This is a genomic window from Lactobacillus apis (assembly GCF_003150935.1).
GTDB classification, from domain to species: domain Bacteria; phylum Bacillota; class Bacilli; order Lactobacillales; family Lactobacillaceae; genus Lactobacillus; species Lactobacillus apis.
Map to the genome: position 1 here is coordinate 794,914 of NZ_CP029476.1, position 24,900 is coordinate 819,813.

The 24,900-nt window shown below is 35.2% G+C and carries 22 protein-coding genes and 1 other RNA gene; 5 read left to right on the forward strand and 18 right to left on the reverse strand.

Translation table 11 applies throughout. The annotated features are described in order from the left end of the window. Nucleotides 1-35 precede the first annotated feature (35 nt). Entirely contained in the window at nt 36-395 is a 360-nt protein-coding gene (locus tag DKL56_RS03880) for a helix-turn-helix domain-containing protein (protein WP_046306868.1), read from the reverse strand. A 280-nt stretch (nt 396-675) separates the two neighbouring features. On the opposite strand from DKL56_RS03880, the gene DKL56_RS07860 reads away from it, so the two are divergent. Continuing rightward, nucleotides 676-840: a hypothetical protein gene (locus tag DKL56_RS07860; protein WP_162542499.1), complete on the forward strand. Its 165-nt coding sequence runs from the start codon at nt 676-678 to the stop codon at nt 838-840. Between the two features lie 1,266 nt (nt 841-2,106). Then, nucleotides 2,107-3,192 carry a tyrosine recombinase XerS gene (xerS, locus tag DKL56_RS03885; RefSeq protein ID WP_109715484.1) on the forward strand — a complete coding sequence of 362 codons (1,086 nt, stop codon included), beginning with the start codon at nt 2,107-2,109 and terminating at the stop codon, nt 3,190-3,192. An 18-nt stretch (nt 3,193-3,210) separates the two neighbouring features. Here xerS and DKL56_RS03890 read toward each other — a convergent pair whose 3' ends face one another. The 3 genes from DKL56_RS03890 to DKL56_RS03900 form a co-directional block, all read right to left on the reverse strand. Next, nucleotides 3,211-3,846, reverse strand: coding sequence for an NUDIX hydrolase (locus tag DKL56_RS03890; RefSeq protein ID WP_109715485.1), 636 nt, complete (start codon nt 3,844-3,846; stop codon nt 3,211-3,213). Between the two features lie 49 nt (nt 3,847-3,895). After that, nucleotides 3,896-4,771 (reverse strand): DegV family protein, encoded by an 876-nt coding sequence (locus DKL56_RS03895; protein ID WP_109715486.1) that lies wholly within the window; start codon nt 4,769-4,771, stop codon nt 3,896-3,898. A 73-nt stretch (nt 4,772-4,844) separates the two neighbouring features. Then, nucleotides 4,845-5,258 (reverse strand): MarR family winged helix-turn-helix transcriptional regulator, encoded by a 414-nt coding sequence (locus DKL56_RS03900; protein WP_046306873.1) that lies wholly within the window; start codon nt 5,256-5,258, stop codon nt 4,845-4,847. Nucleotides 5,259-5,609: 351 nt separating this feature from the next. Between DKL56_RS03900 and DKL56_RS03905 the strand changes: the two genes are divergently transcribed. Continuing rightward, nucleotides 5,610-7,298: an Rqc2 family fibronectin-binding protein gene (locus DKL56_RS03905; RefSeq protein WP_109715487.1), complete on the forward strand. Its 1,689-nt coding sequence runs from the start codon at nt 5,610-5,612 to the stop codon at nt 7,296-7,298. A gap of 45 nt (nt 7,299-7,343) precedes the next feature. Here the strand turns inward: DKL56_RS03905 and DKL56_RS03910 are convergent, their stop codons facing one another. From DKL56_RS03910 to DKL56_RS03960, 11 genes are all read right to left on the reverse strand, one after another. After that, complete coding sequence (locus DKL56_RS03910; RefSeq protein WP_109715488.1) at nt 7,344-10,520, reverse strand: carbamoyl phosphate synthase large subunit; 3,177 nt, start codon at nt 10,518-10,520, stop codon at nt 7,344-7,346. A gap of 2 nt (nt 10,521-10,522) precedes the next feature. Continuing rightward, a complete protein-coding gene (locus DKL56_RS03915; RefSeq protein WP_109715489.1) occupies nt 10,523-11,578 on the reverse strand; it encodes a carbamoyl phosphate synthase small subunit in 1,056 nt (351 codons plus the stop codon). Between the two features lie 4 nt (nt 11,579-11,582). Then, nucleotides 11,583-12,491, reverse strand: a complete 909-nt coding sequence (locus tag DKL56_RS03920) for an RluA family pseudouridine synthase (protein WP_109715490.1) — start codon at nt 12,489-12,491, stop codon at nt 11,583-11,585. Continuing rightward, nucleotides 12,491-12,949: a signal peptidase II gene (lspA, locus tag DKL56_RS03925; RefSeq protein ID WP_074425351.1), complete on the reverse strand. Its 459-nt coding sequence runs from the start codon at nt 12,947-12,949 to the stop codon at nt 12,491-12,493. The genes DKL56_RS03920 and lspA overlap by 1 nt, the downstream gene beginning before the upstream one ends. A 9-nt stretch (nt 12,950-12,958) precedes the next feature. Further along, a complete protein-coding gene (locus DKL56_RS03930; RefSeq protein ID WP_109715491.1) occupies nt 12,959-14,635 on the reverse strand; it encodes a formate--tetrahydrofolate ligase in 1,677 nt (558 codons plus the stop codon). A 172-nt stretch (nt 14,636-14,807) separates the two neighbouring features. Continuing rightward, on the reverse strand, nt 14,808-15,146 hold the full coding sequence (locus tag DKL56_RS03935; protein ID WP_046306880.1) for a hypothetical protein: 339 nt from the start codon (nt 15,144-15,146) through the stop codon (nt 14,808-14,810). An 11-nt stretch (nt 15,147-15,157) separates the two neighbouring features. Beyond that, nucleotides 15,158-16,384 (reverse strand): metallophosphoesterase family protein, encoded by a 1,227-nt coding sequence (locus DKL56_RS03940; protein ID WP_109715492.1) that lies wholly within the window; start codon nt 16,382-16,384, stop codon nt 15,158-15,160. Continuing rightward, nucleotides 16,381-17,505: a THUMP domain-containing class I SAM-dependent RNA methyltransferase gene (locus DKL56_RS03945; protein ID WP_046306882.1), complete on the reverse strand. Its 1,125-nt coding sequence runs from the start codon at nt 17,503-17,505 to the stop codon at nt 16,381-16,383. Before DKL56_RS03945 ends, DKL56_RS03940 begins: the two co-directional genes overlap by 4 nt. 65 nt (nt 17,506-17,570) lie before the next feature. Beyond that, nucleotides 17,571-17,938: RNase P RNA component class B (gene rnpB / locus DKL56_RS03950), an RNA gene on the reverse strand. A 26-nt stretch (nt 17,939-17,964) separates the two neighbouring features. Continuing rightward, nucleotides 17,965-18,396 (reverse strand): DivIVA domain-containing protein, encoded by a 432-nt coding sequence (locus DKL56_RS03955; protein ID WP_109715493.1) that lies wholly within the window; start codon nt 18,394-18,396, stop codon nt 17,965-17,967. A 91-nt stretch (nt 18,397-18,487) separates the two neighbouring features. After that, nucleotides 18,488-19,057: an SLOG family protein gene (locus tag DKL56_RS03960; RefSeq protein WP_109715494.1), complete on the reverse strand. Its 570-nt coding sequence runs from the start codon at nt 19,055-19,057 to the stop codon at nt 18,488-18,490. 69 nt (nt 19,058-19,126) lie between these two features. On the opposite strand from DKL56_RS03960, the gene recU reads away from it, so the two are divergent. After that, the gene (gene recU, locus DKL56_RS03965) at nt 19,127-19,768 is read left to right on the forward strand and encodes a Holliday junction resolvase RecU (protein ID WP_046306885.1); all 642 of its coding nucleotides are present in this window, start codon (nt 19,127-19,129) and stop codon (nt 19,766-19,768) included. After that, nucleotides 19,749-22,088 carry a transglycosylase domain-containing protein gene (locus tag DKL56_RS03970; RefSeq protein ID WP_109715495.1) on the forward strand — a complete coding sequence of 780 codons (2,340 nt, stop codon included), beginning with the start codon at nt 19,749-19,751 and terminating at the stop codon, nt 22,086-22,088. Before recU ends, DKL56_RS03970 begins: the two co-directional genes overlap by 20 nt. A gap of 119 nt (nt 22,089-22,207) precedes the next feature. Here DKL56_RS03970 and nth read toward each other — a convergent pair whose 3' ends face one another. From nth to asnS, 3 genes are all read right to left on the reverse strand, one after another. Then, the gene (nth, locus tag DKL56_RS03975; protein WP_109715496.1) at nt 22,208-22,837 is read right to left on the reverse strand and encodes an endonuclease III; all 630 of its coding nucleotides are present in this window, start codon (nt 22,835-22,837) and stop codon (nt 22,208-22,210) included. A 4-nt stretch (nt 22,838-22,841) separates the two neighbouring features. Further along, nucleotides 22,842-23,483, reverse strand: coding sequence for a DnaD domain protein (locus tag DKL56_RS03980; protein ID WP_109715497.1), 642 nt, complete (start codon nt 23,481-23,483; stop codon nt 22,842-22,844). A gap of 76 nt (nt 23,484-23,559) precedes the next feature. Next, nucleotides 23,560-24,858, reverse strand: a complete 1,299-nt coding sequence (gene asnS / locus DKL56_RS03985; protein ID WP_109715498.1) for an asparagine--tRNA ligase — start codon at nt 24,856-24,858, stop codon at nt 23,560-23,562. Between the last annotated feature and the right edge of the window lie 42 nt (nt 24,859-24,900).

Genomic DNA, 24,900 nt, shown 5'->3' on the forward strand with positions numbered 1-24,900 from the left:
TAGCTCGTTTTTGTTTGATATTTAATTTAAAACAATTATTCTTTATTTATTTCTTTAGCTAAAACAATAAAAGATTTACATACTCGTTCAGCTTTTTCTGGAGACATCTTTCTTAATTCATTAAGAACTTTTTTGATAAATACTGGTGTATTATCATGATGATTTTCAACTTTAACTTCTTTAAAGCGGTAAGCATTCATAATGATGTCTGGAGTAGTAGTGTTCAGGGCTCTAGCAATTGAGTCTAGTTTCTGAATACTAATATTCTGATTCTTAGTGCGTTCAAGACGTGAAATGAAGTTAACTGACAAATCGCTTAACTCAGCGAGATCCTCCTGCGTCAGTTTCTGTTCACGTCTACGACGGCATATTTCTTTTCCTAAATTTATACTCATGGAATAAATTCAACCCTTTCAAAAATATAATTCCATCTTCCATAATAACAGAACAATTATAGAATTAAAAATTAAAACAATAAAAATAATGAACAAAACAACTTAACTAATAATGTAGCTAAAGCCACAGATTAGCAAAATTGTTTTTTAACTATACCCCAGATAGTATTGTAGGACAAAAACAAAAAAAAGCAAATAAAAAGGGCTAAAAAAATAAACCTAAAGTGAAGAGATAAAAGCTTGCAAATAATAGTTTAAGTCACCAAAAGAGGTACTGTCAATGCTATTCAAAATTTCTTTAAGACCAGTTTTTGGACAATTAATAATAATATATAAACTAGAAATAGTAAATACAGAAAGCGCTTTTTATAACCATTTATTTAGTTTCAAAACCAAAAATAAAAATAGTAATGAAGTAGCATCATTGATGCACTTAAATAAATAACATTCAAAAAAGCAATGTGCTAATTCACTAATATATACCGGTTAGAAAGTGTCGCTAAAATATAAATCAACCAACTAATTCGATTTTTGTCTGTTTTAGCTTTTTAAGCATTAACAGGTCATCATTTTAGTTTTTTAAAATGATTAGTAGGAAAAAAGAAATAAAAAGAAAATTCATTTGAAAAGTAGGACTTATGATTTCTCCATATGTATAACTTCGTATAATATATATTATGTAAAGTTAAATATAAAAAACTGAAGAGAATATTATTTATCAGTGAGAGCATTACTCGTGTATTTAAATTACTAGTACTAGCATCAAACTTTTTTGTTAAGCAAATGTTTGAGTTCAATTGTCTAAAAAGATCAGTTTAATAGGACCAAAATACTTTTGTTTACGGATACTATCTTCTGCTGTGCTGTTAGAGTGATTTTAAGCGCGTCAAAATCATTTTTGCTCGATAACTGATCAAAAGATTAGCTAATTCGGCAGAATTTTCACTCAATTAAGGTAGAAAACGATTTTTGAACAAAAGTAGAAAATTGTCGAAATTCACTGTTCAGTTAATTATATTTGTAGAGAAATTAGGGCATTTATTCCGTAAAGGATTCCATATGGTCAAATATTCAATTTGGGTCAAAAAATGAAGTAGCTCAACTATTTTTTTAGTTGCTATCATTAAAACTATAATTTTAATGATAGGTATAAGCGTACACTATTAGTTGTTAGTAAAATTTATTTGAGTTTAACTTGTTTAAAGTTGTCAAAACAAGTTAAACTTTTTTATCAAAAATTTTATCGCGTATTTAAAAAGCTAATCTTAGGTTTAAAGATCAGCTTTTTAAATTCTTCGTAGCAATTCAAACTGGTTCTGCGGTAAAAATACAAAATGTCAGTTCGATTTAGATAGATTTGCTGATAAGTTAGAGACGTGGGTAAAAGTCTAATAAATCATAGGAAACTAACAATAAAATAGACTTTACTTCATGAAATAGATAAAAAACGTCCCCTTCTCCTCTAGAGTTTTGATAACCTAAAGTAAATATTCCTTACGCGTCAAGCTATATGATGGTTGAGATGAATTAATTTGTTAGGATGTACTTTATAAAATAAATGCTATGTAAAGTAGTCTGACTATTACTCACTCCCCCATCCTTCTGCTCCCCTAGTTACAAAATAGGATTAAATCACTCTTTTTAGCAAAAAGACAAACATACATTCCGTTTTTGCTTTATAATGATTAAAAAGCATAGTTAGGAGAACTACGTGGAAACTAAAAAGTACTTAGACCTTATTGAAGAAGAATTGAAGAAAATGCCGGATTTTGTTAAAGAGTATAATTTTGGTACCAATCACTCTTTAGCAACCTCTTACCAATATTTGACTGAAATCAGGCGTTTTTTTGATTGGTTAAGGCAAGAAGGAATATCTGATGCTGAAGACAACCAGCATATTACTACTGATACTTTGGCTAATCTTCAGCGTAACGACATAATGCTTTATATCAATTACTTGGGGCATGTTAAAAATCAGCAGGGTAACTTGAACTCCCCCACTACAATTAACCGCTCAATCAATGCATTGCGCTCTTTATTTAAGTTTTTAACCATCACAGCCGATAATAACAATGGTGAGCCTTATTTCGAAAGAAATGTTATGTTGAAGATTGACTCACTTAACAATACAAAAACGTTAAACTACCGCGCACATATTTTGGAGTCTCATATGTATACTGGTGATTTAAAATATCAGTTTTTGGATTTTATTGATAAAAATTTTGAAAAGCAGTGCAACAAGCATGCCCTGCCATCTTTTAAAATCAATAAAGAACGCGATATGGCAATTATTGCCCTTATTTTAGGAACTGGAATAAGAGTTTCTGAGTGTGCAGGAATTGACTTAGCTGACATCAATTTAAAGAAAGCTACACTTGATGTAACCCGAAAAGGTGGTCAACGCGACAGCGTGCCAATTGCAAAGTGGACGATTAAGTATTTGAACAGTTATCGAGAAATACGTAAGAAGCGTTATTTTGCTGATAAAAAGCAGAATGCCTTTTTCCTTACCAGATGGCATGGTCAAACTAAGAGAATTACAACTAATGCAATTGAAAAAATGGTTAATAAATACTCTGCAGCGTTTGGCCATCCGTTAACACCGCATAAATTGCGTCATACGCTTGCCTCCGAACTTTATGGTGTAACTAAAGATCAAGTGCTCGTTGCGCAACAATTGGGCCAAAAAGGCACATCGGCAACAGACTTATATACGCATGTTGACCAAAAGAAACAACGTGATGCTTTAAATGAAATTGCTAATGTTAAAAATCAAGGAGAAAAAAAGCTGGATTAACTATCCAGCTTTTTTATGTTAGTCACAAATAACTTGCCAATGCGGATCATGTGCAGCCTTTAAGCACATTTTTACTTCATCTGCAGTAGTACGATTTACTGATAATGGTGGAAGATGATCAACGTCAAAATAATCATATTCGGTCGTTTCAGTGTTTACAACGAATTTACCGCCAAGTTCTTTGCAAAGGAAAAAGACACTGCAACAATTAATTGCACGCTCTACTCTTTTTTGATTATGAACATTAACGGATTTATCAATTAGCGCAATTACTTTTTCAATTTCGACTTCGCGTCCAGCTTCTTCCTTAACTTCTTTGATGCAATTTTCAGTCGTTGTTAAATTAGGATCACACCAGCCACCTGGCATTGACCAATGTTCATCAGTCGTTTCTTTAACAAGCAAGATCTTCTCGTCGTTAAAAATCGCGGCGCGAACTGCTAATTTTGGAGTCTGGTAACCATCATCGCTACTAAAGAGTTCTTTTACCTGTTTTATTGGTAAACCAGTCTTAGCAGACATAATTTCTGTAGCAATTTCCCTAATTCTGGTATATCGCTCTAGGTCAAACCGGTCGTGACCGTATGCTAATCCGTCTTGAGCAAGACTTTGAAGTTCAATTGCCCAATTAGTAAATTGATCTCTTTTTTCCATGTTTATTTACCTCAAATTACAAAAAAAGCAGCCTATAAGCTGCTTCTACTTAGCCCAAATCAATCTTATCAATATCAATCATCCAGCCAATTGCAAACGATTTTTCACCTAAGTGCGTAGCAATTACCGGACTAAAGGTAGTGACAGAATAATTCTGGTTAGGGAACACTTTCTCTATCCACTCTTTAGCTTCATTGACCTGCTCACTATCATTTGAATCAATAATGAAAAGCTTGATTTTATCTTTATAAGGTAATTCATCAATTTTTTGAGTGGTTAGCTTTTTAATTCTTGAAAAAGCACGCTTCATTGAGCGAATTTTCTCAAATGCAACGATATTACCGTCCTTAAAAGTTAACAGTGGTTTGATATTAAGCATTGAGCCGATAAATGCACCAGCATTACTTAAACGACCACCTCTACTAAGGTTATTCAAGTCATTAGGAACAAAAATTTCGTCAATTGTGGAACGAATTTTTTCAACTCGTTCAAGAATGGTATCGAGATCTAACCCATTGTTAATCATTCTTGAAGTGGCCAAAACCAAATCACCTTGTAAACGAACAGTCATTCTTGTATCAATTGGATGTAGATTATATTTTGGATGATTCTCCGCAATATTGCATAAAGTATGATAAAACCCAGAAATACCACTGGATAAAGTAATCGCAATGATTGCTTCATAGCCTTCATCATGTAATTCATCGAAAAGCTTAATCATATCGCCAATGCTTGGTTGAGAAGTCTTGGGAAAATCAGCTCCTTGTCTTTGCATTTCAAACAATTGATCAGGTGTGATATTGATATTTTCCAAGTACTCTTTTCCACCTATGATAATTGGAATAGGAACAACAACTATATTGTTTTCTTCAGCTTCTTTTTTAGTAATAACGCTAGTACTATCAGTAACCAATGCAATTTTCATCTAAATAACCTTTCGATTCTAATCTGTACAACATAGATGAATTATAGCATAAAAAAACAAGTGGTTCGACTTTCTATTTAAGTGAATTCTTCTCTGCTTTTTTGACTAGTTTATTAAACATACTATTAAAAACTGAGATATCTTTATCGGAAAAACCAGCAAATAAGTTTGCTTCGATCTCTTTCAAAGAACTTTTGAGTTCTTTGATTTTGGCAATCCCTTTTTCATTAAGAACAACAGTTTTACTAGAATCATTTTCTGAGCGAGTAATAATTACTAATTCAAGTGTTTTTTTCTGTTGTAGCTGTCTGCTCAATGTGGAAAGAGAGATTTTAAGCTTGTCAGCTAGGTCACCCATTTTGAGGGCAGTATTATTATTCTTGCCAAAATATAGCAGAATGCGCGTTTGTGAAAGATTTAAGCCACATTTTTTACTAATAGCTTTTTTAATACTTTCTGCAATTGTACTAAAAGATAAAATATCCATTTAACTACCTTTTTCTTATAAAGCAACAAATAAAAACAATTTCCTGTTAATTCAATTTGTTAAAACGACCATCAGCATGAATGATATATGCCATGCTGTGAAACAAATGAACCATATGTAGCAATCAAATTGCTACAAAAGCTGTTATATTATTTTTAGCTTATAGTTATGTAGCAACGATAACCATAAATCTATATTACCAGTATATCTGCTTTTTGCAATAAATAATTTCGTAAGGTCCATTAGTTAATATAGTAATACTAGTATCTTATTTTCAGGTTGAGACTACTTTCTTTAGATACTTATTTGTAAATAATTGGTATAATAGAAAGCGTATTTTGAGGTGATATTATGGCATTTGACGGATTGTTTATTCATAGTCTTTTAGAGAGTATTGAACCAGTTTTAACTGGTGGCAGACTCTCTAAAATTTACCAGCCTTTTGATCAGGATCTGGTTTTAACTTTTCGAAAAGAACGAAAAAACTACCAATTACTTATTTCTGCAAACGCGCAGTATCCACGCTTCTATTTAACTAAGCAATCAATAAGTAATCCTGATAAGGCACCTACTTTTGTTATGGTGTTAAGGAAGTATCTTGAAGGATCAGTGCTTCAAGGAATTGATCAAATTGGCGTAGATCGAATTGTAAACCTGCATTTTAGCAATCGAAACGAGCTTGGCGACCAAGTTAAACTAGTCTTATCGATTGAATTAATGGGACGACACAGTAATGTTATTCTTTATAATGAACATGATGGTCACATTATTGATTTGCTAAAACGAATTAATCCTGATGAAAATAGGGCTAGAATGTTGTTACCCAAAGCTAAATATGAACTTCCACCATTGAATCCTGGTATTAATGGCTTTGAGTTAACTGAAAATGAATTTAATAAGCAAAAGTCAGAGCAAGAACCGCTAGCTTTTGCTCGCCAAATTGGTGGACTTGATCGTGATGATAGGAATGAACTAACCGGTTATTTAGAAGATGATTACTCTTACTCATCTTTTTCAACTTTTATCGGTCAATTTGATAAAAGTGGAGCATTCATCTTACAAACTCCGGAGCATAAACAAAAAATATTCTCATACCTCCCCTACCATCTTGACTTAACTAAGGAACGCTCATATTCGGACATTAATGAAGCTCTAGAGGACTTTTATCTTGATCAAGCCAACCAGGATTGGGTTAAGCAAAAATCTGGTCAAATAGAGCGTCTAGTAAAGAATGAGCAAAAAAAGTTGACCAAAAAAATTGGTAAACTAAATAAGCAATTGGATTTAGCTGAAAATTCTGAAGGTTACCGAATTCGAGGAGAAATTCTTAATGCCAACTTAAATCAGGTTAAACCAGGTATGACGAAAATCGAATTACCTAACTATTACGAAAATAATCAGCCGATTGAGATAAAGCTTGATGCTGCTCTCTCTCCTGCTCGAAATGGCCAAAAGTATTTTACGCGTTATAAGAAGCTTCGTGATTCAATTAAACATGTCAAGGAACAAATTAAAATTGCTCAGGATAATTTAGCCTACTTTGATTCAGTACAAACTGCAATTGATAATGCTGAACCGCAAGATATTGACCAGATTACAGATGAGCTAACAGCTCAAGGCTATTTGAAAAAGCCACAAAAACAAAAGCGGAAGAAGAAAATATCAGAACGAAATTTGAATAAGTTTAAATTGTCTTCTGGAAAAACAGTCTTAGTTGGTAAAAACAATTATCAAAACGATTGGCTAACTTTAAAGAAGGCAAATAAGACTGACATCTGGTTTCACGTTAAGAATATTCCAGGTTCACATGTCATTTTACAGGACGACGATCCAACTGATAAAGATATCGTGGAAGCAGCTGAAATTGCGGCTTACTTTTCAAAAGCTAAAAACTCAGCTCACGTGCAAGTTGATTATGTTCAAGATAAGCGTGTAAAGAAGCCAAATGGTGCAAAACCAGGTTTTGTAATTTATACTGGGCAAAACTCAATAGAAGTAACCCCAGAAGAAGAACGTGTTTTAAGTAAAAGAATAGACTAAAAAAGAGGATAATCATTTATCCTCTTTTTGCTTAAAGTTAAGTTTTTAAATTGGTTGAGTGGTTAGTGACAAAGATTCAAGAACCCTTAAGATTAATTCTGTTGTTTCAATACTTGAAAGCACCGGAATATGAATATTTAAAGCTTCATCGCGAATTCTTGTTGCATCTCCGCTAGCTGAATCAGATAAATCGGTAATATTAACTACCATGACAATTTTTCGTTGTCGTATTTTGTCTAAGAGACTGTTTGAGTCCGAATGAATTTTACTTACCACTCCGGTAGTAATCCCCGCTTCAGCCAAGCAATTAGCTGTTCCTTCCGTGGCAATTATCTTAAAACCAAGCTGATAAAAGCGTTTAGCAAGCTCAGTCATTTTCTTTTTATCGGCATCACGTACTGACATGAAAATTGTACCAAAACTAGGAATATGAATACCACTAGCTTCGTATCCTTTATAGAGTGCCTTAGACAGTGCAGTATCACGTCCCATAACGGATCCAGAAGATTTCATTTTGGAGTCAAAGGTGTTCTCACTGTGATAGTCGATGTATGAGAATACTGGCATTTTAACATAAATGAAGTTATTTGAGTGCCATAAGCCTCGTTCATAATCTAGCTCATTTAAGTTTTTACCAGTTAAAACTTCAGTAGCACATGCTGTAATGTCCTTACCCAATGCCTGGGTTAAAAAAGCGACATTGTGGCCAGCATATGGCTTTATCTGTAACAAGTAAACATTGTCTTTAACAATTAAGAAATGGAGTGTAAAAATTCCCCGTAGTTTAATTTGTTTTATTAAATTAGTGGTATATTCAGTCAAACGTTTTTGGTCTCGTGTAGACAGATTTTGTGGCTTAAACACAGCGATTGAATCAGAAGCATGAGAACCACTTTGTTCTAGGTGCTCGATAATACCCGGTATGGCAACATTTTCACCATCTGAGATGGCAGTAATTTCATACTTATTGCCTTCAATAAAATGTGACAATGAAATTTTGGATAACTGATTTTCATTTAAATACTTTTCCAAAGCCGGCTTATCATAAACAACTGCAGATTTTTGCTTTACACCTTGGCTATTGAAACCACCAATTAAAAGTGGAAAATCATTTTCTTCGATAAATTTTTCTCCAGCTTTTTGATCTAAAGTGGTTATCATTTGGGTTTGCCTTAGTGAGTCTAATGAAGAATTTAAGACTTGATCAATTCGATCTTTGGGATTAACGTCTCCCGTTCCTAGAATACTCAAGCCATTGTTCATCAATCTTTTTGCTAAGCCACTAATTTCTTTGCCTGAAAATTGAAGGAGAACTTCTTTAATCCCTTCTTTCTCGGCAATATGAACAATATTTTCAACTGTGATAGGTTCAAAATAGACTTTATCAGCTTTTTGATAGCTGGTAGCAACAGATTCGTCATTATTGGAAATAATGAGAGTGTCATATTTATTATTATGTAAAGTATCTATTGCATGACTTACCATGTAATCAAATTCACTAGTAACTGATACCTGTGAAGGCAACATTCCAACGATTAAGATTTTCTTTTTTGAATCTAACTGGATTGATTCATCTTGTACGCCGAAAGCACTATAAAAAGCATGCACCTTTGGTTCATAAACACCAGCTGAACCGTCTATTTGCAAATAAGCTGGCTTTAATTGGAGCCGTTCGATTCGCTTCTCTACTTCTTTTAAACTGATTCCAGTTAAATCCGAAATTAACAGGTTGCGGAAACCTCTCTTTTTTGCTTCGATTAACAAGTCGTCAGTAACTTCTTCCTCGGCTAATTGACGACCAAGATGCGCAAGATGTTCAAATTTTTGATAATAGACTGGATGGATGCTGATGATTTTTTGCAATTCCTGGTATGTAAAGCCTTTAGAGATTGCAGCTAATAACTTAATTAAGTGAAGTTCATCAGGATGAAGTAAATCTTCAATTATGGCCTCGTCACTTTTTGCTATTTCTTTACGGAACTCATTAATTGCAATTTTGACATTAACGGTTGAGGCTAAACCTTTCAGAAAAGCTGATTCAAAATTTTGGCCAATTCCGATTGCTTCCCCACTCGCCTGCATTTGACTACCAAGGTGATAATGGTTAGTGCCAGACTGAGTTAACGACCAAAATGGCAATCTGATTGCTATTTTATCCTGTGCTGGCTCAATCGCTGCGTTGAGTCCAGACATTGGATCTGTGATTTCATTTAGATGGTATCCAATAGCTACTTTGCAAACAACATAACCTAAACTATATAAGCCAATTCTTTGTGACCAAATTGCGCTACGAGTTAGTCGTGGTTTAATGGACAGGACGCGCACCGCAAAATTGGTACCATCGTGTTTGACCGCAAAATGAATGTTTAAAATCCCAACAACGTTCAAATTAGCAGCAATTTTTTTGGCGATTTTTCTCAAAGTTTGAACTTGGTCATTATTAAGCGTTAAAGCAGGCATTACTGCTGCTGAATCGCCAGAGTCAATGGAAACTGGTTCAATATTGTCCGCCAAACTAGTAAATAAAACATTGCCATTACTATCTCGGATAATATTGAGAATGATTTCTTCCCAATTAGAAAGATCTTCAGTTAAATAGTAGCGATTTTCAGGAAAATCTTCATTTTGACGCTCTTCTTTAAGATAGTCTGCAATATCTTGCGCATTATCAAAAAGCATTTTTTTATCGTCTAAGTATGGCTTTTCCTTAATTAACAGAACAGGATAACTAACTTGTTCTGTTAGTTGCTTTTCAATTTCATCTGCTGTAAGCCCAGATAATTTTAAGTATCTGCTGGCTGAAATTCCGTTTTTAGTTAAAAAAGCGGTCATCTTCTCTTCTGTATTAACTTGAAGAGTCTGTTCATTAATCGTCAGTAACCGAATACCCATTTGACTCAGAATGCCATCGCTTACCAATTCACGTGTGACTTTTATTCCCATCGTGGAGCCATAAGCTGAAATAATAGCACTCGGCTCTTCCATCCGGATAATTCGTTTTAAGAAATCCAGTGTCATAGGTTCCAAGTAGGTTGTCACTTTAGGCTTTTTGTCAGTTGAAACTGTTGCAGGGTTGGGATTTACCAGAACAACCTGAATATCATCTTCAACTAGTGCTTTGATTGCGTCACTAATTAAAATGTCGGTTTCAGAAACACTACCAATTAAGGTGGGTCCTGATCCAATGATGAGTACTTTATTTAAATCATTATCTAAAGGCATAATTACACCATCATCTTTATAAAACTGTCAAAAATTTCCAGTGCATCTAGACTACCAGGAGCCCCTTCTGCATTAAAAGCGGTAGCAATTACCTTTTCTTTTTTACTACTAAAACCAGCTATTAGATTACTATGTAAATCAAGATATGATTGGTCAAGTTCTAGTTGAATACTAGCAGGTGCGACTAACTGGTCAATATTCATTGCAGTTTGCCAAATTTTGTTTGAATGTTGCTCAATCACTGGAAAATTAGTTCCATTGTAAGTCCTGGATAAATTGACAAGTTCAAAATTTAAATAATCACTCAACGCCAAAAAGCCTAAGCCAATTCCCCATAATGGAGATTTACCATAAAAGGCTTCAAAAATAGGGCTGAGAGTAGGAATAACTTCTTCAACTTTACCGGGACCACCTGAAACAATGATACCATCTGGCCGCAAATTTTTAATATCAGGTACAGAAACGTCATATGGTAAAACGGTTGCGTTTATTTTTCTCAAAGATAATTCGCGCAGCATTGAATGCTTCAAACCCAAATCAATGATTGCTACAGTCTTACCAACATTTGGTACAGCATACGGATTTTTAGTAGAAACACTTGCAGACTTATTCTTTGGTAGAACTAAGGCTTTGATTTGATCAAAAGCATGTTCATCGTCAGTATCCATAATTGAAGCTTTAATTGTTTTTTCTTTAACTAAGCGATGGACAAGAGCCCTGGTATCAATATTCGAAATTGCAGGAATATTCTTTTCCTTTAAAAAAGAATCAAGATCTTGAAAATTCTCACTATCAGAAATATTTTTAGCCACATCGTTGACAATAATGCCTTTTACTGTGGGATTAATACTCTCATAGTCAATAGCATTAATTCCGTTACTACCAATCATAGGGGTAGTAAAAACCAGAATCTTACCGGCATTGGTCGGATCTGTTAACGCTTCTTGATATCCAAAGTTGCTCGTTTGAATTGCTAATTCACCAGTTGAAATAATTGAGGCGCCAAAGCCTTCTCCAGCAAATGAACTACCATCTTCAAGAATTAAAAATCGCTTCATTTAATCACTTAGTTTCTCTTAGTTCGGTTAGTTTCTGAGTAAAAATTTTTGGAGGATCAACTTTGAATTCTAGCCACTGATTTGTTTTAGGATGATTAAAGCCTAAGACTGCAGCATGTAAAAATTGACCATGCCCTTTTAAGGTATGATGCGGTCCATACAACGGATCGCCTGCTACTGGGTGACCAATATACGCTAAATGAACCCTAATTTGATGTGTCCTTCCAGTTTCAAGTTGACATTGAATCAAACTATAATTTTGAAATTGTTCTAAAACCGTAAAATGAGTAACAGCATTTTTACCAGTTTCAGTTACAGCCATTTTCTTTCGATTAAAATGATCTCTACCAATTGGAGCATCAACTAAGCCCGAATTTTCACCAAAATTACCATGAACAATTGCAAGATATAAACGTTTATTTGTTTTGTGCGCTAATTGTTCTTCTAAACACTCACGTGCCTGAGCATTTTTAGCAATCATTAATAAGCCTGAAGTATCCTTATCAATTCGATGAACAATCCCAGGTCTAAAACCTTCAGGACTAGCTGCTAAATCTTTGGTATGGAACAACAGTGCATTGACTAATGTATGATCGGGATGCCCCGCTGAAGGATGAACGACCATGCCTTGCGGCTTATTAACCACTATAACGTCTTCATCTTCATAAACAATGTCCAATGGGATATTTTCCGGATCGATTGATAATGGTTTCAGTGCAGGAACATCGACAACGATATGATCGCCTTGTTGAACTTTATACGAAACTTTTTCGTTAACGCCGTTTACAAGAATATGGTTTTCTTTAACCAGTTCCTTGATTCGTGTGCGTGATAAAGTGCTTATTTTTTCAGCAATAAACTTATCTAAACGTTCATTTTCGTTTGCAACTTCTAATTCATATCTTTCAGGCATTAGTTTTTATCACTTTCATCAAAAAAGAGTAGGTAAATAAATACCAGAACAATACCAACAGTAATTGCAGAATCCGCAAGATTAAAAATATTAAAGTGAATGAAATCGACTTGAATCATGTCTATAACATATTTCAAATGAATACGGTCAATCAAGTTGCCAATAATACCACCTAAAACCAAAGCAATACCAAACTTAAATAATTTGCTATGAACATTGGCTTTAAATAGATAGTAAAGGCATACAAAAATCGCAATGGCACTGATAATGTAAAAGAGCCACATTTGACCGGTCAGAATATTCCAAGCTGCTCCACTATTTTGAAGATAATTAAAAGATAGAATGCCAGGAATAATCTGATGGACTTCACCGACTTCATAATTAGTGGCGATAAAATGCTTAAGAACTTGATCGCCGCTAACGACAACCGCAGTAATAATAAGGTATAAAAAACTCATACTTTAAACTTAGAATAACCCGCTAATTTTACCGTTATTGTCAACGTCAATATCAAGTGCTGCTGGATGTTTTGGTAATCCTGGCATATCTAAAACATGTCCAGTAGTAATCACGATAAAACCTGCACCATTCTTCAAACTTGCACCTTTGACATGCAAAGTGAAATCAGTCGGAGCGCCCAACAATTTTTGATTGTCAGTAAACGAATATTGTGTTTTAGCAATGATAACGGGTAATTTGTCCTTCCCCATTTTTTCTAATTCGTGAATATCACGTTCAGCTTTTTCGGTGTATTCAACGTTACTTGCGTGGTAGATCTTTTGTGCTACTTTTTCAATCTTAGTTTTCACTGGATCATCATCGTTGTATGTTGATTGCAGGTTGGCTTGGTTTGAGTTTGCTAAGTCAATAACTGCTTGAGCTGCTTCTACACCGCCTTTAGAGCCTTCTTCATGATAGTCAACTACTATTGCATCGATTCCTTGTTCTTTAACAAGGTCTTGCAACAATTCAAGCTCTTTTTTTGTATCCGTAGCGAATCGATTAATCAAGACAATTACAGGTACATTGTAATTTCGCATGTTGTTCATATGACGTTCTAGATTTTTAAAGCCTTCGCGTAAAGCTTTAAGATTTTCTTTGTCTAGATTGTCTGTTGAACCTTCTGCTTGATATTTAAGAGCGCGAACAGTTGCAACAACAACGCTAGCGTCAGGCATCTTTTCTAAGTGTTTTGAAACAAAGTCCATAAACTTTTGTCCGCCCAAATCACTACCAAAGCCTGCTTCAGTTAATGTGTAATCACTTAAGTGAAGAGCCAAGTTTGTTGCCATCACGGTATTAGCTCCATGAGCAATGTTGGCAAAAGGACCACCATGAACAAGTGCAGGTGTGTGCTCGATTGTTTGAACTAAGTTAGGCTTAAGAGCATTAGATAGCAGTGCAGCAATTGCGCCTTCGAAATGAAGATCTTTTACGTAAACTGGCTGATCATCTTTAGTGTAACCAACTAGCATTAAACCGATACGTTTCTTCAAGTCGTTGATGTCAGTTGCTAAACACAAAATGGCCATTAATTCATTTGCAACCGTGATTGCAAAACTTGATTTATGTTCAACACCGTTAAATTTTGAACCTTGGCCAATTGTAATATTACGCAAGCTACGATCGTTTACGTCAATTCCACGCTTAAGCAAAATACGATCCGGATCAAGGTTTAGTTCATTTCCTTGATAAATATAGTTGTCAACTAGGGAAGCTAAAGTATCAATTGCAGACGTCAAGGCATGCATATCACCAGTAAAGTGAAGGTTAATGTCTTCCATTGGAATGACTTGAGCTTGGCCACCACCAGTAGCTCCACCCTTTAAACCAAAAACTGGTCCCATTGAGGGTTCACGTAAGGCAATTACAGTTTTCTTGTGTAATTGATTATTGATAGCATCACCCAAGCCGATTGTCATGGTTGACTTACCTTCGCCAGCAGGTGTTGGTGAAATAGATGTCACTAGGACCAATTTACCTAAATGATCATTTGCCATTGTTTTATTGATGGCTTTCCAATTGATTTTGGCTTTATCGTTGCCATATGGCTCAATATCGTTTTCACTTAAGCCGATTTTAGCGGCGATTTCTTTAATAGGTAATGCTTGAGCATCTTGAGCAATTTGAATGTCTGATTTCATTGCACATGCCCCTTTCTATATATAAAAAATTAATTGTTAATGTTTAAAATGTTTTCAGTCTTTTCATATTAGAATTTAGGTCCCACCCTTTTAATAACTTAATACTAATTATAACAAATTTTGCTTAATATTATTCGCTTATTGGTAACGATAGTAAAACTTAATATTCCTGTTAATTAAACTTACTAATTCCTAACAGATAGTATGTTTGCAAAGTAGAAATCTTAATTTCATAGACATTGAAGAACTGCCAAGTGTAGCGTAACTTTGGGGCAACCTGACAGTTGATTTTCTTTTTAAATGGAAGTTTTAAAATCATTTTAGTCCAATATGAAGCTAAGTAAGTATAGATTACTAGTAGTAAAAAAATAATTCCAAAACAAATTGCAGGCCAATTTACTGCTTTTGTGCTTTCATAAGCTAGCGTTAAGGTTGTGAAAAGAACAATTAGCAGCCAGCTATAGTAAATAATGCCGACTCTTCCTAAAATAATAAAATGGTGTTTTTTCATTAATATCTCTCTTAATAATCTATTTGCACCTGTAAATTACTATGATCAGTAGTATCATACAGCGTCTTTAAATACTTGGAAAAACGTGGGCGCTGGATAACCAAAAGCTTAAATTCTGATGACGAATAAAGTTTGGCCAAGTCACTTTGGCTAATGTGGTTATGCCCTGTAAAGTAGTTATAATTCATTTCAATGAATAAGTGATCCACTTTTTGAAGTAGCGCGGAATTGTTTGTGGTGTCATCCTTTTGACTAGAATTATTCGTTAAATTATGAAGTTGAATTTCCTTTAAATAATGATGAAAATTCATTAAAGTAGGATTTTTTTGTTCTTCAGTAGTTAAATATGGTGTCATATTAAAAATACGCCGTTCATATTGAAGTGAATCTGGTGTGATTTTGACAACACCGTAAGCTTGGTCATAAGAGCAGAAGCTTGAAGTTACAATTTCAGTAGTTGGCGTTGGAAACTGTGGATCAACGATGTTTTGAGCATGAATATGACCAGAAAAAGCCGCTTTAACATCATATTCCTTACATAATTGCCGAATAAACGGAGCATTATTTAAAACAAAGCCTTGATTTACTGCAGGATTATGAGCGTACAGATTATGATGCATAAATAAAACAGGTTTTAAATGATGAACTTTTGCAAAATCTAACTGCTTTCCAAACCAGACTAATTGTTCTTCGTTAATTTGACCAGCTGTAGATGGTGCACCGATTGCCTCATGTTGACCATAGATATTAGAATCTAACATGAAAAACAAATAGTCAGGATTAAACTGGACACAATAAGCTAGAGAATGATGATCTCTTTTTAATGCACATTCATAAGAACTATTAAAAACTTTGCGCCAGTTTACAGGACTAATTTGTTCAGTGTACAGTTGTTGATCTTTTTTAAATTCTCGCGCCCAGCCATCATAAATATCATGGTTTCCGGGTACAACTAGGAGCTTGGTGTCAGTTAAGGAGCTAAATATCTCTTGAAACTTTTGTGCAGAAATTAGTTCACCGTTGAAAGTAACATCACCGGTAACAATAATTGCTGCTGGCTTTTTTTCGTTTGCCATCTTACAAAAAGCACGTAAGGCAATTTCCTGGTAATCTAAGTCCTTACCTTGACTTGTTTTCTGGATGTTTCTAAAAGCTTCCCCACCATCATGCAAAGAATCTGCGATTAAGTGAGTGTCGGTTATAACCCAAAATTCATCATTTAATCTGTCAGTAATCATTTTTTCTTAGCCCAATATTGATAAAAGTCAACACGTAAATTTCCGTTGAATAACTTACGTTTCTTTGTAGCAGTTTTTCCGAAAAATTGTTCAAACTCTGGATCACCCACTAAATAGTATTGGCTAAAGTCATCGTACTTAGAAAGTGCTTCTCCCATTTGAACATAAAGCTCTTCGGCAGTCTTTTTCTCTTTAAGACGCTTACCGTATGGTGGATTAGCAATAATTACACCATTTTCTAAATCAGTTGCAAAATCTTTAACAGCTACTTGCTTGAAATAAATATCCTGTAAAACCCCTGCATTATTAGCGTTCAATTTGGCGATTTCTAAAATTGATTGGTCTATATCACAAGCCCAAATTGGTTGGTCAAGGGTTCTAACTTCTGACTTGGCTTGTTCTAAAAGATCATCATGTAAATCGGAATCAAACCAATCAAAATCATCAAAAGCAAATTTCCGCCAAGTTCCAGGAGCAATGTTTCGGCCAATTAAGGCTGCTTCAATTGCTAAGGTACCAGATCCAGTCATTGGATCAATCAAGGGATGCGTTCCATCATAAGGAGTTAACTTAATTAAAGAAGCTGCAAAATTTTCTTTTAAAGGAGCTCCACCGTGCTCAATACGATAGCCACGCTTGAATAAACTTGCGCCAGTGGTATCAAGAGAAATTCGGGCAAGATCTTTATAGATATGAATGTCCAAAGGATATTCACTACCTGTTTCAGGTAAAAAGCCACGGCGATGATACTGATCAGACATTTTATTAACAATCGCTTTTTTTACGATTGATTGGATACCTGGCTCCGAATGTAGTTTAGAACGAACTGAACGGCCTTGAACAGGAAACTTTGCATCAACAGGCAGTAATTCAGCCCAGTCAATGTCATAAACTTGATTATAAAGAGTATCAAAATCAGTTGCTTTGAACTCTTTAAGTAAAATTTTAACCCGATCAGCAGTTCTTAGCCATAAGTTAGTCTTAACTATGTCAGATTGATTGCCTTCAAAAAAGACACGACCATTTTCAGTACGTGTTTCATAGCCAAGTGATTGTAATTCTTTTGCTACTACGCTTTCAAAGCCAGCACCCATTGTTGTATATAGTTGATATTTTTTCATTTATTAACTCTTTCGTTTAAAAAAAGCGCTGAGCCCTTTGAAAAGCTCAGCGCTGCCATGCAAATTTCTATAAGCCACGTTCTGTTCCAGTAATTTTGGCATAATTACCTTCAGCAGCCATCTATCTTTGCTAAAAAGCAATCCAACCATTTAGTTCATTTCCTTTTGGTTGAGACGCCCCCACCAAATTTGGGTTGCACACTCGCAGGGTTTACCTCGTTCCACCAAGAGTGTTTCCACTCAAGCTTCGTCACTGTGGCACTTTTCAGAATATTCATGCATATTATTACTAACTTAGCATTTTTTTCGCCGTAATTGTTTAAAATCCTTTAGCTTATTGGGCTAAATACGATCACTACAAGCATCGCAGCTTGTGTGTGCGTGGACTTTCCTCAGCCTGACTTAAAAAGTCAAACCGCGACTGCTCAAAATTTGCACTATTAAAAATTATAACAGAGCTTACTCTTTTTGTAACCCATAAACTCGTTGCTCAAGGTTGTAAACTTTACGTTCTAGGGCTGAAATTCGTTGAATTATTGCCATATTTGTTGAATTCTCTGTTTGTGAGTCGTCGCTAAGTGAATTAAACGCATCACTGCTTTGACTTGGGCTATATGCTTTAACCGTATCATCAGAATGAATTGGCGTAATTCGTCTTGTTTTCTGCAAATCAGCGGGAGTCTCCTTTGGCTGATTATTCATTAATTCACCTTGCAGTTTACCAATCTGGCCGTACAAGTCTTCAATGATTTGTTCAAATGTGTCGTAATCAGCAATCACTTGATCCAAAAAAGCATCGACTTCATCCGGATCAATTCCCTTAACTTTTGTTCTAAATTGTTTTTTTAAAATATCCTGAGTGGATAGTTTGATATCATTTAAATCTGCCATGAATAAAAGCTCCTTTAATATTCCTCTTTTATTCTAGCAAAAAGCCCCCTTTCTTAAAACTAAAAAGCTAAGCTTAGAAAAAGTTTTATATTTAGTTGATAAAATTGCTTTCATCATGGTCCGATTGATATTCTTCAGCAAAATCTTGCAAATCATAAAAGTCAATTAATTCCAAAGGATACTCATTTTCTTCCTGAAAGTTTTTAATTGCGGTATAATCGAACTTAGGTTTGCCTGGGGTTTCGGGATCGTAAATCATCATTGCTCCGTCGGTATGCAATAACATGAAATTCTGATAGTTTCGTAATTGAACCGGACTTTGATATGCCTGATTAGAAGTAGCTGCAAAAAAATCAACTTGACTTTTGAGAGTTAAAAATTTGTTTTGGTTTGCCTCATTCCAGCGATTAGCAAATTCTTCATATGGAATAATAATTGAAACATGCAAAGGGTATTTCTCTCTTAAGCTGATTGCGACTTCGCAAGCCCACTGCTCGATTCCAAGATTAGCCCCAGTAATTAGCCAGTCAAGCTGATCGTTTTCTAGCAAATCGATTAAGCGCTTTTCTATTAGTAATTTAATTAACTTTATTTTAGGGTCCTTATCACCGAAAGTATTTAGCTCATAATTTCGGTATCCTGTTATCCAAAGACGTTGCATAGTGAAAGAGATGGCTCCTTATTCAAAAAGTTTACCTTTATTGCTATAATGCTAGCAGGAGTGAGATTGATGGTCAAATATCCGAGCGGCAGCTCTGCCGCTTTTCGTAAATCCAGCGATAAACCTAAAAAAAGAAAAAAGTATGTCCATAAAGATGACATTAATTTTTCTGATCGCGGGATGACTCTTGAACAAATGATTAATGAATCAAACAAATATTATCTAACAAAAGAAATTGCGGTTGTTCATAAAAAGCCAACCCCAATTCAAATTGTTAAAGTAGATTATCCTAAACGTTCAAGAGCTGTTATAAAAGAAGCTTATTTTCGCCAAGAATCCACAACGGACTATAATGGTGTATATAAGGGTTATTACCTCGACTTTGAGGCTAAAGAAACCAAAAATAAAACGAACTTTCCTTTAAAGAACTTTCACGAACACCAAATTATTCATTTGGAGCAATGTTTAAAGCAGCAAGGGATTTGTTTTACGATTATAGGTTTCACTGCACTTAATAGATACTTTGTTACCCCTGCAAGTGCAATTATTAAAGCTTGGTGGGAAAAGGACAAAAGTTCAGTAACCATAGAAGAAGTTGAAGAATGGTCAATTGAAATTAATTGTGGTTTTCAACCCACTTTACCCTATTTAGAGGCAGTTGATCAATTCATCGCAGATAGGAAATTAAATAATGGCAAACAGAAATTATAATTCAGATAATGGACGCGAATCACGAGAAAGTTACCGTAAAAGTCTGCCAAAACCATTGTGGCGACGAATAATCAGCTGGCTATTTTTGGCTATTTTTCTACTGCTGCTTTCAGGAGTTGGGCTTTTTGCATATTATGCCAAGGATGCTCCCAACATAAGTAGAGCTCAACTACAAAGTGGTGGTTCAACTGCTCTTTATAATACTGATGGCAAGTTTCTACTTTCATTGGGTTCTGAAAAGAGAATTTACGCTAAAGATAATTCAGATATGCAGTTATTAAAGGATGCAATTGTATCTGTTGAGGACAAACGCTTTTATAAGGATAAACTTGGCATTGATCCAATTAGAATCGTTGGCTCAATGTTAACAAATGCCAAAAGTCAAAGTGTTTCAGCGGGTGGTTCAACGATTACGCAACAGTTAGTTAAGCTAACCGTCTTTTCAACTGACCCTTCCCAAAGAACGCTTCGCCGTAAAGCTCAAGAAGCATGGCTTGCAATGAGGGTGCAACGAGAATATTCACATGATGAAATTCTCGAGTTTTATATCAATAAGGTATATATGAATTACGGCAATTATGGAATTGGTACTGCAGCAAACTTTTATTATGGTAAGAAAATCGGTGAACTTGACTTGGCACAAACGGCATTACTTGCTGGAATGCCTAATCGACCAACAGTATATAATCCATATGTCTACCCTAAATATGCTAAATATCGCCGAGATCTTGTATTAAAAGCAATGCTCGATAACAAGAAGATTACTAACGAACAATATCAAACGGCGAAAAATGAAAGCATTACCAAGGGAATAAAGCCACATCGTCAACGTGCACAATCTGATTTACGTAAAATAGATGACCCTTACATTAAAGAAACTATCCAAGAAGTAAAAGCTAAGGGCTTTGACCCTTATCGTGATAACCTAAAGATTACAGTTAATATTGATCAAAAAGCCCAAAACAAACTATATGAGTTAGCTAATAGCAATCAGGTGCCTTTTACCAATGACAAAATGCAGATTGGTGCATCTGTTGTAGATCCAAGTAACGGTCATGTGGTAGCTATAATTGGTGGTCGCCACTTACCTTCCACGGTTCAATTAGGACTTGATCGTGCTGTTCAAACAAGTCGGTCCACCGGTTCTTCAATTAAGCCAGTTCTTGATTATGGTCCTGCAATTGAATATTTAAACTGGTCAACGGCTAAAATGTTAGATGATAGTAAATACTATTACCCTAACACTGATATTCAACTCTATGACTGGGATAACAAGTATGATGGACTAATGACAATGCGTCATGCGCTAGAACAATCACGAAATGTTCCTGCTGTTAAGACTTTGAAACAAGTTGGTGTTAAGCGAGCTGCAAAATTTGCTGGTCAAATGGATATCCATGTTCCTAAAAATTCTGGTCTTTCTGTAGCAATTGGAGCCGATGCGTCAAGTTTGCAAATGGCTGGTGCCTATGGTGCTTTTGCAGCAAATGGAATCTATCATAAGCCACAATTTGTTTCGAAGATTGAGACTCCTGATGGCTTGACTAGAAATTATGACTCTGAAGGTATTAGAGTGATGAGCAAGTCCACAGCTTATATGATTACAGATATGCTTAAAGGCGTTATTAAGCGTGGGTCAGGAACTAATGCTCAGATTAAAGATTTATATCAAGCAGGAAAAACCGGATCAGTCAAGTATTCCAATGAGGAACTTGCTCGCTACCCTAGTTACGGTTCTACGCCAAAAGACTCTTGGTTTGTGGGCTATACGCAAAGCTACTCTATCGGGGTATGGACTGGTTACGATAATCTTAAAGATGGTACTATTTCAGGAATTGGCCAACAATCTGCACAACTCTTCTATAAGAACATGATGACTTATATGATGAGAAACAAGCAAAATGTTGATTGGCAAAAACCGAATTCGGTAATTAGAGCCAAAATTGCCAAAAACTCTAATCCGCCAATGGTGTCTTCAACTGGTGAATGGCAACTATTTGTTCGTGGCCATGCTCCTGCTGGAATTGTTGATGACACTAGCGACGATAAAGACGATGACTCAAGTTCAACCAATTATAATGAGAAAAAGCGTACAGTTGCCCCAAGAAAGAAGTCTTCTGATAATCATTCGGATGATAACAAAAATGATACAGGACATGATCGTGATCAGGGCACTGCAAATAATAATTCTGGTAAGCCTGATAAGGATAAAAACAAAGAAAAGCCAAATCAAAATAATAATTCTGATACAACTGAAAACAATCAAGGTAGTGAATCTGACTCACAAAATCAGCCTCCTGAAGAGCATGAACATCATTAAGTAATAGAGAAAAAAACGTCAACTCAATCTATGAGCTGACGTTTTTTATTGCATTGGGCAATTTACTAATTAGTAGTAAATCCCTACTCTTTATTCACATGACTTAACAAAGAGCCTTTCTACTTTGTCTTCAAATATGTATATGGATCATTTTTGTCACGTGCAGTCATCGAATAACGACCAAACAGAATCATTGCGTGATGAGTATGAATCCACTCATCTTTGGGCAAAATCTCTTCTAACCTCTTTTCAATTTCCAAAGGTTTGGAATTTTGTGGAACGATGTGGAATCTTTTTGAGATGCGAGATACGTGCGTATCTACTGCAATAGCAGGGACGCCAAAGCCATCTGCTAGAACAACATTAGCGGTTTTCTCTCCTACTCCAGGCAAAGAAACCAAATCTTTTTTGTCTTCAGGAATCTGGCTATGATATTTATCAACCAAAATTTCAGCAGTTTCTTTTAAATGCTTAGCCTTAGAATGAAAAAGACCAATTTTTGATATATGGTTTTCAATGTCCTTAATTGAAGCCTTTGCTAATGCATCTGGATCTGGGTAATCTTCAATGAATTTTGGCATTACTCGATTTACCATTTTGTCGGTTGTCTGTGCACTCATTAAAACAGCACACAATAAATGAAATTTATTGTCCCAAACCAACTCACTTTTAGCATCGGGGTACATTTGATTAATAGTTCGCAATACTTTACGAGCTTCCTCTGTACTCAATAATTTTTCTTTAGGCATTTCTTTATCGATTCCTTTGTAAAAACTTCTGAACTTCGCTTGTTGTCTTTAAGTTATGTCTTTGCCAATTAAGTAGGACCCGATCAACGTACTTAAGGCTATATGCCTGCGATAAAACTGCTTCTCGTAAGGCAAGTTTTATTATTTCTGGATCATAGTGATCAACGTTTAACCAAGCAGAAATTTCTTCACGTTCAATTGGACTTAAGTAACGACCAAACTCAATCTCAAATTGTCTCATTAATTGGTTCAAAGGACTATTGTCAATTTCGGAAGTAGTGTTTGTAGTTTCTTCCCCAGACTTCGGTGTTGCGACATTTTTTTCTAGCAAATTATCTAATTTTGAATAAAGCCGATCAAGATTATAATAGTTGCCAATGCGTCCTTTTTCATCTGTCACTTGATCTATCGTTAAATCGTTTTTATCTATTAACTGTTGAATGATACTAGCAATTTCTGTCGCTGAAAAATTAGTATTGGCTGCCATCTGTTCATTCGATGGAAACTTGTTTCCTTTTTGTGCAAATAACTCTAATTGGATAATTAAAATCAGTTCAGAATTAGTAATTTTAAGTTGAGGATAATACGCAAGTAATCCGTTTGAGAGTACGGTAAATCCTAAAAAGCGGTAGTCATTATATTGCATGACAATTTCTCCCTTTTAAAAAAGTTGAACTAAAGTAACTTAGTCCAACTTTTTAACTTATTTTAATTAATCAAATTTAAGGTTCAACTCTGTTAATCATTCTTGGGAACGGAATTGCTTCACGTACGTGGTCTAGCTTACAAATCCAAGCAATTACACGTTCAAAGCCCATTCCAAAGCCAGAGTGTGGCACGCTACCATACTTACGTAAGTCAAGGTACCAGCTGTAATTATCTTCGTTCAAACCGGCTTCCTTAATTTGCTCTCTTAAGGTGTCATAATCGCTTTCACGCTCAGAGCCACCCATAATTTCGCCATATCCTTCTGGGGCTAAAACATCTGCACAAAGATATTCTTTTGGATTTTCCGGGTTCTTCTTCATGTAGAATGGTTTAATTGAAGTAGGATAGTTAACAATAAAGAATGGACGATCAAATTTTTCGGAAATGAAAGCTTCATCTGGAGCACCAAAATCATCGCCCCATTTAAAGTCACGACCGTCTTCTTGAAGCATTTTTACAGCATCATCGTATGATAAACGGGTGTAGTTTCCTTCAGCAGCTGGTTCCAATTTCTTTGGATCACGACCAAGTAAACTTAATTCATATTGGCAATTATCTAGTACTTGCTTAACAACGTATGAAAGAAAACGTTCTTGAATATCAAGTGATTCATCTTGATGCATCCAAGCCATTTCCGGCTCCATCATCCAGAATTCAGTTAGGTGACGACGAGTCTTAGATGCTTCAGCTCTAAAGGTTGGTCCGAAAGTAAAGATTTTACCGAAAGCCTCGGCACCTACTTCACCATATAATTGTCCAGATTGAGAAAGATAAGCATCCCCACCGAAATACTCAGTATGGAATAACTCAGTAGTGCCTTCTGGTGCAGAATGCATAAAAATTGGGGCATCAAATTTTACAAAGCCTTCGTTTTCAAAAAAGTCGACTGTGGCTTTAAAAATCATGTTTCTAATACGCATAATTGCGAATGGCCTTCTACTACGTAGCCATAAATGACGATGATCGAGTAAAAAGTCAATTCCGTGTTCCTTATTGCCAATTGGATAGCCTTCGCTATTAGTAACAACTTTTAAATCAGAAATTTGAATTTCATAACCAAAGTGTGAGCGTTCATCTTGATGAACAGTACCGGTAATGTAGAAGCTAGCTTCTTGGTGTAAAGACTTAGCAGTTTCAAAAACTTCATCAGAAACATCATTTTTTCTGATTACACCTTGAAAGAATGCAGTACCATCACGTAACTGCAAGAAAACAATTTTTCCGCTTGAGCGCTTATCTGTTAGCCAAACATGCATTTGAACTTCTTCGTCTACATGTTTAGAACAATCAGCAATTGAAATTAATTTTGTCATAAATTCTTGTTCCACTTTCCTTATCAAATCAATTTAATCATA